Raw genomic sequence first — 11,975 nt, 5'->3', positions numbered from 1 at the left:
GCGTCCGTGCCCAGGCGGGCGCCCGCCTTCACGCCTGCGCAAGGCCATTTCAGGGAGGACAGGCGCTAGACCATCCAGCGACCGCCATCGATCAGCAGCGTCTGCCCGGTAATGAAACGCGCTTCCTCCGATGCCAGGAATGCCACGGCGGCGGCCACATCCTGCGGTTCGCCCACAAAACCCGCCGGCGTCTGCGCCACGATGCGGCGCAGGATCCCGGGAGATAGACGCTCATGCGCCCGGGTACGGATGGCGCCGGGACACACGGCGTTGACGGTCACACCCGCTGGCGCCAGCTCACGCGCCAACGAGCGCGTGAAGCCGACCACGCCCATTTTGGCGGCCGCGTAGTCCGCCAGCCCCACATCGCCCGCGAAGGCCGCGTCGCTGCTCATGTTCACGATGCGACCATAGCCCCGCGCGCGCATGCCCGGCGCCACTCGTCGCGCGGCGCGCATCGCCGTCAGCAGCGACACCTCCAGCACGAACCGCCAGGTCGCCTCTTCCGACTCGGAGAAGGGTCCCGACCGTTCGCGCGCGCTCTGGCCCACGTTGTTGAACAGGATGTCCGGCGGACCGAGTTCGGACTCCACGCGGTTCAGGAATCCGTCCATCACGGCCACATCGGTGCAGTCCCCCCCGACGGCCAGCGCCGCATGGCCGGCGCGGCGCGCCTCATCCACGTCCAGATCCAGCACGGCCACCCGCGCGCCCTCCGCCGCGAAACGTTGGACTGCCGCCGCGCCGATACCTTGTCCACCTCCCGTCACCACGACGATCCTGCCCTGGAAACGCGCGTTCATGACATGTCCCTCCCACCCTCGCCGGCGTTCCGCCGCCAGGATCGTTTCAATGAAAGCTCCGGCCGCCGTCCACCGCCAGGGTCGCGCCGGTGATGTAGCTGGCGCCAGGGCCGCTGAGAAACAGGATGGTCTCGGCCAGCTCCTGCGGCTGGGCGACACGGCCCAGCGCATAGCGCGCGCGAATGGCGGCCAGGGCCGCCTGGGAATCGGGCGCCTCTTCGTAACTGGAACGAAGCAGCGGCGTATCCACCGCGCCCGGGCACACGGACACAACCCGGATGCCAAAGACGGCCAGCTCCATCGCCAAGGCCTTGCCGAACATATTGAGTCCGGCCTTGGCCGCGCAATAGGCGCTGCGTCCAGGCAAGGGACTCAGACCGGCGGCAGAAGACACGTTGACGATGACGCCGCCCCCCGCCCGCTTCAGATGCGGCACGGCCGCGCGGCATACGCGCATGGGGCCGCCCAGATTGACGGCCATAACGCGGTCCCAGTCGTCGTCTCGCATCGATTCCAGATCCGCCCTCAGATCAATGCCCGCGCAGTTGACCACACCATCGATACCGCCAAGCGCGCCGGCCGCCTCTTGCACAGCCCGATCGACGGCCTCGCTGTCCGTCACGTCGCAGACCAGCGCCGCGGCCAGCGACGGCAACTGCCGGCCGGCTTCTGACAGCGCCGCCGCATCACGATCCAGGATCGCCACCGCCGCGCCCCGGCTCGCCGCCAGCCGCGCGAACGCCAGGCCGATGCCGCTGGCGCCGCCCGCCACCAGGTAACGCCTGCCCGCGCTCATGCCGCGCGCCGCAGGCGCGGCCGGATGTCGTCGGTCATGACATCGCAACGGTCGATCCAGACCCGGTCGTGCGACTTGGCATAGCGGATCATCTCGTCCAGCACATACAGGCGCGAGGGCTGGCCGATGATTTCCGGATGCATGCCCAGCATCATCATGCGATCCTCGGCGTACAGCAGATCGAATTCCCGCTTCCAGGACTCCAGCACGGCGGACGGCGATTGCAGCGTGCGCCCTGGCAGCACGATCGAATATTGGAAGAACGGCGCATCATCCAGCACCCAGCGGAACGGCAATTCCACGATATCGGTGGTCTGGCCGCGTACTTCCAGCAGATACGGGGAATCGTCGTCGAAGAAATTCGACGAGTACTCGAAGCCGTATTCCTGGATCAGATCCAGCGTGATCTCGCTGAACTCCGCCGCGGGCGAACGCCAGCCGCGCGGACGATAACCCGCCGTCCGGATCAGCGCCTCCATGCCCAGCGCCATTTCCTCCCGCTCCTCCCCTGGCGTCAGGTTGACGATCCAGCGGTGCGTGTGGCTGTGATGCGCCACTTCATGGCCCTGGTCGACGATGCCCCGGATCATGTCGGGATGCGCCAGCGCCACCACGCCGGGCACGAAGAACGTGGCCTTCACATCATGGCGGGCCAGCAGAGCCAGCACGCGCGGCACCCCGACCTTCCAGCCGTAGGCGCCCTGGGACATCAGGATCGGACGCTTCGCGTAGGAGGCATCGCGCGCCGTCCACATGGTCTCAGCGTCCACGTCGAACGTCAGGAACAATGGAAATCCCTTACTCGTCACGGACATTGCAGCTCCTTCCATTACACATGCTTGTGAAACCCCGTCCAGCGCTCGGCCAGGATCAGGGCAATGGCCGTCACCAGGATGAGCAGCGTGGAAACGGCCGCCACGGACGGATCCACGCCCTGCTCAACCGAGGTGAATATCTTGACTGGCAGCGTGTTCTGGCTGGCGGACAGTAGAAACACCGACACCGGCACGTTGTCGAGGGACGTGATGAAGGCGAACAGGCCGCCAGCCACCAGCCCGGGCTTGAGCAGCGGCAATGTCTCACCAGCCGGAAGGCCGCCAAACGCCCGGCGCCCAGCACGCAGGCCGCGTCCTCCAACGCCTCGTCCACCGAGGCCAGGCTGGCCAGGCTTGCGCGCACCACGTAGGGCACGGTGATGACCACGTGAGCCAGCCACAATCCCGCGCCGCTGCCGCGCAGCCCCGCCGCAGCGTAGTACTGCAATAGCGCCACCCCGAGCACCACTGAAGGAAGCGCCAGCGGCGCCATGAACAGCGCATTCAGCCAGGCCGCGCCGGGCACCATGCGGCGATGGATGGCGCAGGCGCCGGCCAAGCCCAGCGCCAACGAGGCCGCGGTCGAGCTGGCCGCCAGCCAGAGGCTGGTCCAGGCCGCGTCCAGGTAATCGGGATCGCTCAGCGCCGTCTCGAACCACTTCAGCGTCAGTCCCTTGGGCGGCAGCGTCAGGTACGCCGTATCGCTGAAGGCGGCGAGCACCACGACCAGCACGGGCATCTGCAGAAACAACACGACCAGAAAAGCGGTGCACGTCAGAACCGGCCCACTTGCGTGGCGATCGCTCATCGTTCGCCTCCCCAACGCTTAAGCACACGGCTGGACAGGCCGATCACCATCAGCGTCAAGGCGGTCAACGCAAACGCCATCGCGGCGCCCGACGGCCAATCCAGCGTCAGCAGGAAATCGTCATAGATCATGGTGGCCATGACCTTGTAGGTGGGCCCGCCCAGCATGCGCGGCGTGACCAGGGCGCTGATCGCCAGCACGAACACCATGATGGAGCCGGCCAGGATGCCATGCGCCGTCAACGGCAGCGTCACGGACCAGAATGTACGCAGCCGCCCCGCCTGCAGGGTGTGGGCCGCGTCGCGCAGATCCCTGGGCACGGCCTGGATCACGGGCACCAGCATCAGCACCATGAAGGGCAGGAAGATGTGCGTCATACCCACCAGGACACCGGTCAGGTTGAACATCAGTTTGAGCGGACGTTCGATCAAGCCCAGGTCCATGAGCGCATTGTTCAGCAGCCCTCGGTTGGAGAGCAGCACGATCCAGCCGAACGACCGCACGACCAGGTTCAGCAGCATGGGGAAGATCACCAGCAGCGTCAGCGCCAGCTTCAGGCGCGGACCGGCATGCGCGATGACCCACGCCAACGGATAGCCGGCCAGCAGGCAAAGAACAGTGACGCCCAATCCCAAGGCCAGGCTGCGGGCGATGATCTCCCGATAGAACGGGTCCGCGACCAGCCGCGCGTAGTTGCCCAGCGTGTATCCCGCCGCGATGCCCGAACCCGGCACGTACTCCCGCAAGCTGAGCGGCAGCATGAACAGCGCCGGCCCGACGAAGGCCAGCAACAGCACCAGCAACAGCGGCGATGTCAGCAGCGCGCCCGCCGAACGCCGATTCATGCCGCCGCCCGCTCGTGCGCGCGACGCGTGACGTATACGTGCTGCGGCAGCACCCGCAGCCACACTTCATCGCCCAAGCCCAGTCCGGACTGCGGGCCATTGGTGGCGGTATCGGCAACGAGCTCCCCACCGCCGGCCAGCGCCACCACGTACTGAACCCGCGCGCCCACGAAAGCGCGCAGCGCGATTCTGCCCGGCAGGCCCGCGCCGGTGGCATCCTTCGCGGGCTGTATGGAAAGATCTTCCTGGCGCAGCACCACATCCAGCTCGTCTCCCGCAAGCAATCCCTCGACACGTTGCGCCGGCAGACGATGCCCGCCCTGCAATTCGACCAGCGGACCGCCCGCATCCGCCGCCAGGCGACCGCGCAGCCGGTTGGGCCGGCCAATGAAACCCGCGACGAAGCCGGTGGCCGGATGGTGGTAGATGACCTCGGGCGTGTCGAACTGCTGCACCACGCCCCCAGCCAGCACGCAGACCCGGTCAGACATGCTCATGGCTTCGGCCTGATCGTGCGTGACGAACAACGTCGTGATGCCGACTTCGCGCTGCAGGCGCTTGAGTTCGATCTGCATTTCGTCGCGCAGCACCGCGTCCAGGTTGGACAAGGGTTCGTCGAACAGCAGGATGCTCGGACGCGGCGCGATCGAACGCGCTACCGCCACCCGCTGCTGCTGGCCGCCCGACAACTGCCGCGGCATGCGCGCGCCCAGACCCGAGAGCCGCACGCTGGCGAGCGCCTGCTCGACGCGGGCTCGCAAGTCTGCGCCATCCACGCCTTGCCGGCGCAGCCCGAATGCCACGTTCTCGAACACCGTCATGTGGGGAAACAGCGCATAGGATTGGAACACCAGCCCCACCTGTCGCCGGTTCGGTGGCAATCGCGTAATGTCGCGGTCATCGACCAGGATGCGGCCGCTGGTCGGCACAATCAGCCCGGCCACCATGCGCAATATCGTGGTCTTGCCGCAGCCCGATGGCCCCAGCAGCGACACGAACTCCCCATCTTTCACCGACAGCGATACCCCGGCGGCAGCCGCGTGCCCGCCATAGCGCTTTTCCAGGCGGTCCAATGTCAGTGCAGGCATGATCGTCCCCCTACGCCGGCAAGCTCAGCGCGCGATCTCGCGCTGCCAGCGGTTGATCCAGGCCGGCATGCCGCGCGCCACCGCGGCGGGGTCCGGCAGCCATAGTTCGTCGAAGTGCTTGCCCACCGCCACGATTTGCGATGCCTTGTCCGACAGGCGGACCTCGGTGTTGACCGGCCCTGCGTATTTCTTCTCGGCGAAACAGGTCTGCACTGTCTTGGATAGCAATGCGTCGATGTACCGCGTCGCCAGCTCGACGTTCCTGCTGCCCTTGGGAATCGCCACCGACGGCAGGATGCCCACCGCTCCCTCCTCCGGATACACCACCGCCAACGGCAAGCCGCCGTCGATGGCCGATCCCGCGCGATCCGAGTACCAGACCGCCACGGCGATCTCCTTGCGTTCGAACAGGGACACGATCTGGTCGGCTTGCGTGTACATCAGCGCCGACGCTTTCGCCAGCGGCGCGATGGCGGCGAATCCGGAGTCGAGATTGTCCAGCGTGCCGCCACGCATCCGATTCAGCGCCAGCAGCAACTGCGATCCGGCCGTGCCGCTGATATCCCCGATCGCCAGCTTGCCCGCATAGGCCGGATTCGCGAGATCCGCCCATGACCTGGGCGGCGTCCGCACCTGCGTGGTGTCATAGACGATGACGGTGGACCCCGTCATGAAACTCACGTAGTAAGGCGGATCGCCACTGAAAGCGGATGGCGCGACCGACTTCGCATTGGCGAGCCGGTCGCGGTCGATGGGCTCAAGCAGATGCTCGTTCTTGAGCTGCGTGGCGAACGAATTGTCGAGATACACCACGTCGAAATCGGACTTGCCAGCCGTAGCGCGCACCGCGGCGGCAAACTGGGCCGAGCTGCCAAGCTTGGTACGCACCCTGGCGCCGGTCTGCTCCTCGAAGGCCTTGATCTGGCATTCGCGCGAAGCATCCAGGAAAGAGCCTCCGAACAGGCCCACCACGAGGTCGGCCGCCAATGCGTGGGCGCTCCAGCCGCACATGCCGGCCACGGTGACGCATGCGAGCGCCTTGGAAATCTTGACGGCCATGAAACCTCCTCACGGGAAGACGGGACCAACCGGCACATCAAAAATATTGGACAAGATCCTTTCAATATGCCGCTTTCCGAAAATTTATCTTTCTAAAAAGATAATATCAATGAGGGTTTACACGCTGCTTGCCAAGGCAATCTGGAATGCGTTAAATGCTTCTCCAGACCGTAGAAAGCCGGCAGTTCCGGACGCATTCATGACGCATCACAACAAACCGGCGCGGACGGCCGACGCCGCCTCGCCATACTCTCACTTGCATCCCGACGACGACCTCATCGGCCGCGGCATCGCGCAGTGGCGGCGCGAAAGACCCGACATCGACAGCTCGGGCAAGGAAGTCGTCGGCCGGCTGATCCGGCTGGAAGAGGTCGTTCTGCGGGCCATTAATGCGTCGCAAGCGCCGCATGGCCTGAAATACATCGAATACGCGGTCCTGACCACCTTGCGCGTGGATGGCGCGCCCTATCAGCTGGCGCCGTCGCAATTGCAGGCGCGGCTGCTGTGCAGCTCCGGCGGATTGTCGAACATACTCAAGCGCCTGGAGACCCAGGGGTTGGTGCGCCGCACGACGGACAAGGCCGACCGCCGCGGCGTGCTGGTCACGCTGACCGTCAAGGGCAAGCACCTGGCGGACAAGGCCATGCCCGCGCATGCCCAGGCGGAACAGAACCTGCTGGCCATGTTCACGCCCGAAGAACGCGACACGCTGGCCCGGCTGCTGAGTCGGATGCTGGTCGTCAACGCGCCCGAGCTGGGGCGGGAGGAAGAAGCTTGATCATGCGGCAAGACGCCCTGCCTGGCGCCGGCCCGACAAAGCGCTCATATCCTGGAACCGCCGGGCAATAAGCAGTACCCCCACGCCGTGCGCACTGCGTGCGCTTGCTGCCCCCAAGGGGGGCTTCTTATCCTGGAACGGCCCGGCGACAAAAAAACCGGCCTTGCAAGCCGGTCGGATCGGACAATAAGCCATTGCGGCTCAGACGGGACCACTCCACTCCGTGACGAACTCTCGGAAGTCCGGACGCGTCGCCTGCGGCACCGCGCAGGCCGGCGTGCCCACCGCCAGATAGCCCAGGAAACGGTAGTCCAGCGAGTCCAGGCCCAGCGCGTTCTGCACGTCCTCGACATAGGTGCCCATGCCGGTGCTCCAGAACGCGCCATAACCCAGCATGTGGACGGCGTTCAGCAGGTTCATGGCGGCGGCGCCGGTGGCCAGCAGCTGTTCCTGTTCTGGGATCTTGGTGTTGTCGTGCGCGATCTTCTGCGCCACGGCGATGAACAGCGGCACGGCGGCCATCCATTCGCGCACGGACTTTTCCTTTTCGGGCGTCATGCGCGGATCGCCGCTGCGCTTGACCGCGCCGATGGCCACGTCGGCCAGCTTGCCGATGGCCTCGCCACGGATCAGCACGAAGCGCCAGGGACGCAACGCGCCGTGGTCGGGCGCCGACATCGCCGCCTGCAGGATCTGTTCCAGTTCGTCCTGCTTGGGCGCCGGGGCGCGCAGGAATTTGACGGAGCGGCGGGAAGTCAGGGCGTGCAAGGGGGAGGCGGTCTGGGTAGTCGTCATGGCGTCTGCGAAATCTGGAATTCCCTTGGCGCCGGCCTGGGACGGGACGACGCCAAATGGGAAAGAATCATATTCTCATATGTTACGCGATCCCCGCGTCCAAGGGCGCTATCCCCCGGCGGGCATCAAGGGAATCCGCGCGGCCGCCCAAGGACAGTCCGGGAAATCCTGGCATTGTGCCGGGCGCGCGGCGGGAATGGACCGTCAGCCCAGGTGCGTGTGCCGCTCCTGCCGCTCCTCGACCTGCATCTCGCTCAAGCCATGCAGAATGCCGCAGTCCTCGGCGTCGGGCCGCGCCGACAGGCAGCGCTGGCGCAGTTCCGTCAGCTGGGTCTTGAGCTGGGTCAGCTCGGCGATGCGCTCGTCCACGTGCGAGATGTGCTCGTCGAACAGCTCGTTGATCGGGCCGCAGCCGCCATTCTGATGATTGTCCGCCAGGGACAGGATGGCGCGGATCTCTTCCTGCGTCATGTCCAGCGCCCGGCAATTGCGGATCAGTCGCAGGCGCTCCAGTTGCAGCGGCCCGTAGCTGCGGTAATTGTTCAGCCCGCGCTCGGGCGCCGGCAGCAGGCCTTCCTTCTCGTAGTACCTGATGGTCTCGACCGTGGTGCCGGTCGCCGTGGCCAGTTCACCAATACGCATTTCCGCCTCCTGGATCGCATCCGATTGATGTAAGGGGGTTGACCCTATAGTAACTCCAAGGTGTCGAATAGGGTCACTGAGCATATTTCGAGGCGTGACGCGATGTCTTTAGCACCGATCAAACAAGAGCCACATCCCCGGTCCGGCCACGACCATGACCATGACCATAGCCATGATCACGCGCATGGCCACGATCACGCACATGGCGACCACAGCCATGACCATGACCACGACCACGACCATCAACATGTTCACGCCCAGGACAGCTGCTGCGCCCACGGCGCCGCCGTCCCGCTGACCGCCGCGACAGCCGCCGCCTCGACGCTGCAGGCCGGTCCCGGCCAGTTGCTGGCGCGCCTGCGCATCGGCCAGATGGACTGCCCGACGGAAGAAACCCTGATCCGCAAGAAGCTCGGCGGCCTGGACGGCGTGCACGCGCTGGACTTCAACCTGATGCAGCGCGTGCTGACCGTGGTTCACGCCGAAGGCGCGCTGGACCGCATCACGGCCGCCATCAAGTCGCTGGGCATGACGCCCGAGCCGCTGGCCGAGAACGCGCCGCGCCCGCCCGCGCCCGCCGCCAAGCCCGTGAACTGGTGGGCCATCGGCGGCGCCGGCCTGATGGCCGCGCTGTCCGAGTTCTCGCATTTCGCCGGCTGGTCCGTCTACGTCACCGCCGCGCTGGCCGTGGCCGCCATCCTGGCCTGCGGCCTGGACACCTACCGCAAGGGCTGGATCGCCGTGCGCAACGGCAATCTCAACATCAACGCCCTGATGAGCATCGCCGTCACCGGCGCGGTGCTGATAGGCCAATGGCCCGAGGCGGCCATGGTGATGTTCCTGTTCAACGTGGCCGAGCTGATCGAGGCGCGTTCGCTCGATCGCGCCCGCAACGCCATCCGCGGCCTGCTGGACCTGGCCCCCGAGACCGCCACGCGCCGGCAGCCCGACGGCACGTGGCAAGAGGTGCCGGCCGCGCAATTGCAGCCAGGCGACATCGTGCGCGTGCGGCCCGGCGAACGCATCGCCGCCGACGGCGAGATCGTCAGCGGCCGCTCGGCCGTGGACCAGTCGCCCATCACCGGCGAAAGCCTACCGGTGGAAAAAACCGAGGGCGACCCGGTCTACGCCGCCACGGTCAACGCCTCGGGCTCGTTCGAGTACCGCGTCACAGCCGCCGCCGGCAACACCACGCTTGCCCGCATCATCCATGCCGTGGAGCAGGCCCAGGGCGCGCGCGCGCCGACGCAGCGCTTCATCGACCGCTTCTCGCGCATCTACACGCCGGTGGTGGTGGGCGTGGCCGTGCTGGTGGCAGTGGTGCCGCCGCTGCTGTGGAGCCAGCCCTGGTTCGACGCCATCTATCGCGCGCTGGCGCTGCTGATCATCGCCTGCCCCTGCGCGCTGGTGATCTCCACGCCGGTCAGCATCGTCAGCGGCCTGACCGCCGCGTCGCGGCGCGGCATCCTGGTCAAGGGCGGCGTCTACCTCGAAGAAGGCCGCAACCTGCAATGGCTGGCGCTGGACAAGACCGGCACCCTGACCCACGGCAAGCCGGTGCAGACCGACCTGCAGGACTGGGAACCGTCCGATCTGAGCCGCCAGCCCGCGGCGCTGGTCGCCGCCAGCCTGGCGGCGCGTTCCGACCACCCCGTGTCGCTGGCCGTGGCCAATGCGGCGCGCGAGGCCGGCCATCAGCTGCTGGACGTGACCGACTTCGCCGCCCTGCCCGGCCGTGGCGTGGCCGGCGTGATCGACGGCGTGACCTTCCAGCTCGGCAACCGCCGCCTGATGCGCGAAGCCGGCGTGGCCAGCGACGCGCTGGAAGCGCGCATGGACGAACTGGAGCGCCAGGGCAAGAGCGTGATCGGCCTGACCGACGGCAGCCGCGTGCTGGCGCTGGCCGCCGTGGCCGACACCGTCAAGCCCACCAGCGCCGCCGCCATCGCCGAGCTGCACGCGCTGGGGGTGCGCACGCTGATGCTGACGGGCGACAACACGCCCACGGCCCGCGCCATCGCGGCCCAGGTCGGCATCGACGAGGCACGCGGCGACCAACTGCCCGAGGACAAGCTGGCGGCCATCGAAAGCAAGCTGAGTCCGGCCGGCAAGGTCGGCATGGTCGGCGACGGCATCAACGACGCGCCCGCTCTGGCGCGCGCCGACATCGGCTTCGCCATGGGCGCGGCCGGCACCGGCACCGCCATCGAGACCGCCGACGTGGCGCTGATGGACGACGACCTGCGCAAGATCGGCGTGTTCCTGCGCCTGTCGCGCGCCACGCACAGCGTGCTGGTGCAGAACATCGCGCTGGCGCTGGGCATCAAGGCCGTGTTCCTGGTGCTGGCCATGACCGGCAACGCCACGCTGTGGATGGCCGTGTTCGCCGACGTGGGCGCCAGCCTGCTGGTGGTGGCCAACGGGCTGCGGCTGTTGCGCGCCGCGCCGGCCGCGCGCGCGGCCTAGGGCCGGGTCGCCCCAAGCGGGCCCGGATCCGCCCTAGGCGGGTTCGACCTTCACCCGCCAGCCGGCCCCCAGCGGCGCCGCGCTGAACCTCACCGGCAGGAACTGCCCTATGACGCCGAAGTTGCTGCGGGCATGCGCGGTCAGCTCGGTGCAGGTGTACTGCGCCGGCTGGCCGCGCCGCCATACGGCCAGGGCCAGCGGCAGCGCCCACTGGTCCGCCAGGTACGGTCCCAGCGCTGCGTCGCTGTCCAGGTAGGCGCGCACGTCCCGCGCCAGTTCCTGGGCCACCGTTTCGGCAGTCAGGCCCTTGACGCCGAAGCGCGTGAATACCTCGCAGACCTGCTCGTGCTCCAAGGTCGCCAGCAGCGCGTTGCCCGGTCCTTCGTGCTGGCGCGTGGCGGCCACGCGCAACTGATCCGCGGTCCAGCCCAGCGCTTCGCCCAGATGTTCCAGCTCGCGCCGCGCGACGGCGCGCGGCAGCGCCGGCGCATGGCATTCGGCATAACTGGCGCCGGGCGCGCCGCGCGCGATCAGGTCGAACGGCTCCAGCTGGTCGGCGGCCGGCCAGATCCGCGCCTCGATCTCGCCGCCGCCGGCCGGGTAGAACCCCATCCTGAGCAGGTTCAGTTCCGCCTTGGCGCCCAATCGGGCCAGCAGGGGCGCGTAGCTGCGCGCCAGGAAATGGAACGGCGGCGCGGCGGGGTTGTGCGTGCCGCCGCCCAGCGACAGGCGGCTGGGCCCGTTGGCCATCATCAGCGCCGGCCACAGCGTCTGCAGCAACAGCCCGCAGCTGCCCGCCGTGCCCAGATGGAAACGGTAGTCGCCCGCGCGCGGCTTGCCGGGCGCGAAGCTCAGCGATTGCGAATTCAGTTCCGCGCCCTGCACCTGCGCGCCGCTGATCTCGGCCGCGGCGATGACGCAGCCCAGGTGCTGGCGCATCAGGCCGGGCTTGGCGCGCCCGGCGCGGATGCGGTTCATGGAAAAAGGCTGGCCCGTGCACATGGACAGCGCCAGCGAAGTACGCAGCAGTTGGCCGCCGCCCTCCCCGGCGGCCCCATCGATCTCGATCACTTTTGTATC

13 protein-coding genes are annotated in these 11,975 nt (G+C 67.6%); 3 read left to right on the top strand and 10 right to left on the bottom strand.

Annotation, left to right across the window (positions count from 1 at the left end; translation table 11 throughout):
• Positions 1-65: 65 nt before the first annotated feature.
• The 4 genes from C2U31_RS17525 to C2U31_RS30805 are packed head-to-tail and all read right to left on the bottom strand — an operon-like array spanning position 66 to position 2,674.
• Complete coding sequence (locus C2U31_RS17525; protein ID WP_103273928.1) at positions 66-803, bottom strand: SDR family NAD(P)-dependent oxidoreductase; 738 nt, start codon at positions 801-803, stop codon at positions 66-68.
• Between the two features lie 46 nt (positions 804-849).
• A complete protein-coding gene (locus C2U31_RS17520; RefSeq protein WP_103273927.1) occupies positions 850-1,599 on the bottom strand; it encodes an SDR family NAD(P)-dependent oxidoreductase in 750 nt (249 codons plus the stop codon).
• Entirely contained in the window at positions 1,596-2,414 is an 819-nt protein-coding gene (locus C2U31_RS17515) for a polysaccharide deacetylase (protein WP_103273926.1), read from the bottom strand. Before C2U31_RS17515 ends, C2U31_RS17520 begins: the two co-directional genes overlap by 4 nt.
• Before the next feature lie 14 nt (positions 2,415-2,428).
• Complete coding sequence (locus C2U31_RS30805; protein WP_199770841.1) at positions 2,429-2,674, bottom strand: ABC transporter permease; 246 nt, start codon at positions 2,672-2,674, stop codon at positions 2,429-2,431.
• 231 nt (positions 2,675-2,905) lie between these two features.
• Between C2U31_RS30805 and C2U31_RS30800 the strand changes: the two genes are divergently transcribed.
• Entirely contained in the window at positions 2,906-3,043 is a 138-nt protein-coding gene (locus C2U31_RS30800; RefSeq protein WP_199770840.1) for a hypothetical protein, read from the top strand.
• Positions 3,044-3,218: 175 nt separating this feature from the next.
• Here C2U31_RS30800 and C2U31_RS17505 read toward each other — a convergent pair whose 3' ends face one another.
• From C2U31_RS17505 to C2U31_RS17495, 3 genes are read right to left on the bottom strand one after another with little or no spacing between them, the layout of a single operon-like run.
• Positions 3,219-4,067 carry an ABC transporter permease gene (locus C2U31_RS17505; RefSeq protein ID WP_103273925.1) on the bottom strand — a complete coding sequence of 283 codons (849 nt, stop codon included), beginning with the start codon at positions 4,065-4,067 and terminating at the stop codon, positions 3,219-3,221.
• Positions 4,064-5,155 (bottom strand): ABC transporter ATP-binding protein, encoded by a 1,092-nt coding sequence (locus C2U31_RS17500; RefSeq protein WP_103273924.1) that lies wholly within the window; start codon positions 5,153-5,155, stop codon positions 4,064-4,066. The genes C2U31_RS17505 and C2U31_RS17500 overlap by 4 nt, the downstream gene beginning before the upstream one ends.
• Before the next feature lie 24 nt (positions 5,156-5,179).
• The gene (locus C2U31_RS17495) at positions 5,180-6,214 is read right to left on the bottom strand and encodes an ABC transporter substrate-binding protein (protein WP_103273923.1); all 1,035 of its coding nucleotides are present in this window, start codon (positions 6,212-6,214) and stop codon (positions 5,180-5,182) included.
• 199 nt (positions 6,215-6,413) lie between these two features.
• On the opposite strand from C2U31_RS17495, the gene C2U31_RS17490 reads away from it, so the two are divergent.
• Complete coding sequence (locus tag C2U31_RS17490) at positions 6,414-6,992, top strand: MarR family winged helix-turn-helix transcriptional regulator (protein ID WP_103273922.1); 579 nt, start codon at positions 6,414-6,416, stop codon at positions 6,990-6,992.
• Between the two features lie 201 nt (positions 6,993-7,193).
• Here the strand turns inward: C2U31_RS17490 and C2U31_RS17485 are convergent, their stop codons facing one another.
• Both C2U31_RS17485 and cadR read right to left on the bottom strand, forming a co-directional pair.
• Positions 7,194-7,787, bottom strand: a complete 594-nt coding sequence (locus C2U31_RS17485; protein WP_103273921.1) for a nitroreductase — start codon at positions 7,785-7,787, stop codon at positions 7,194-7,196.
• A 204-nt stretch (positions 7,788-7,991) separates the two neighbouring features.
• A complete protein-coding gene (gene cadR / locus C2U31_RS17480) occupies positions 7,992-8,429 on the bottom strand; it encodes a Cd(II)/Pb(II)-responsive transcriptional regulator (RefSeq protein ID WP_103273920.1) in 438 nt (145 codons plus the stop codon).
• A 102-nt stretch (positions 8,430-8,531) separates the two neighbouring features.
• Here cadR and C2U31_RS17475 point away from each other — a divergent pair, with 102 nt between their 5' ends.
• Complete coding sequence (locus C2U31_RS17475) at positions 8,532-10,895, top strand: cation-translocating P-type ATPase (protein WP_103273919.1); 2,364 nt, start codon at positions 8,532-8,534, stop codon at positions 10,893-10,895.
• A 33-nt stretch (positions 10,896-10,928) separates the two neighbouring features.
• Here C2U31_RS17475 and rtcA read toward each other — a convergent pair whose 3' ends face one another.
• Positions 10,929-11,966: an RNA 3'-terminal phosphate cyclase gene (gene rtcA / locus C2U31_RS17470; protein WP_103273918.1), complete on the bottom strand. Its 1,038-nt coding sequence runs from the start codon at positions 11,964-11,966 to the stop codon at positions 10,929-10,931.
• Positions 11,967-11,975: the final 9 nt, after the last annotated feature.

Origin of the sequence: Achromobacter sp. AONIH1 (genome assembly GCF_002902905.1) — a bacterium.
Classification (GTDB): Bacteria; Pseudomonadota; Gammaproteobacteria; order Burkholderiales; family Burkholderiaceae_B; genus Achromobacter.
Note: the sequence above shows the minus strand (reverse complement) of the source record. Positions and strands in the feature narration are given on the sequence as shown.

What these genes read in the sequence shown, in the direction of transcription:
- C2U31_RS17525 (WP_103273928.1), bottom strand. Translation starts at nt 803, where the DNA reads ATGAACGCGCGTTTCCAGGGCAGGATCGTCGTGGTGACGGGAGGTGGA.
- C2U31_RS17520 (WP_103273927.1), bottom strand. Translation starts at nt 1,599, where the DNA reads ATGAGCGCGGGCAGGCGTTACCTGGTGGCGGGCGGCGCCAGCGGCATC.
- C2U31_RS17515 (WP_103273926.1), bottom strand. Translation starts at nt 2,414, where the DNA reads ATGTCCGTGACGAGTAAGGGATTTCCATTGTTCCTGACGTTCGACGTG.
- C2U31_RS30800 (WP_199770840.1), top strand. Translation starts at nt 2,906, where the DNA reads ATGAACAGCGCATTCAGCCAGGCCGCGCCGGGCACCATGCGGCGATGG.
- C2U31_RS17505 (WP_103273925.1), bottom strand. Translation starts at nt 4,067, where the DNA reads ATGAATCGGCGTTCGGCGGGCGCGCTGCTGACATCGCCGCTGTTGCTG.
- C2U31_RS17500 (WP_103273924.1), bottom strand. Translation starts at nt 5,155, where the DNA reads ATGCCTGCACTGACATTGGACCGCCTGGAAAAGCGCTATGGCGGGCAC.
- C2U31_RS17495 (WP_103273923.1), bottom strand. Translation starts at nt 6,214, where the DNA reads ATGGCCGTCAAGATTTCCAAGGCGCTCGCATGCGTCACCGTGGCCGGC.
- C2U31_RS17490 (WP_103273922.1), top strand. Translation starts at nt 6,414, where the DNA reads ATGACGCATCACAACAAACCGGCGCGGACGGCCGACGCCGCCTCGCCA.
- C2U31_RS17485 (WP_103273921.1), bottom strand. Translation starts at nt 7,787, where the DNA reads ATGACGACTACCCAGACCGCCTCCCCCTTGCACGCCCTGACTTCCCGC.
- cadR (WP_103273920.1), bottom strand. Translation starts at nt 8,429, where the DNA reads ATGCGTATTGGTGAACTGGCCACGGCGACCGGCACCACGGTCGAGACC.
- C2U31_RS17475 (WP_103273919.1), top strand. Translation starts at nt 8,532, where the DNA reads ATGTCTTTAGCACCGATCAAACAAGAGCCACATCCCCGGTCCGGCCAC.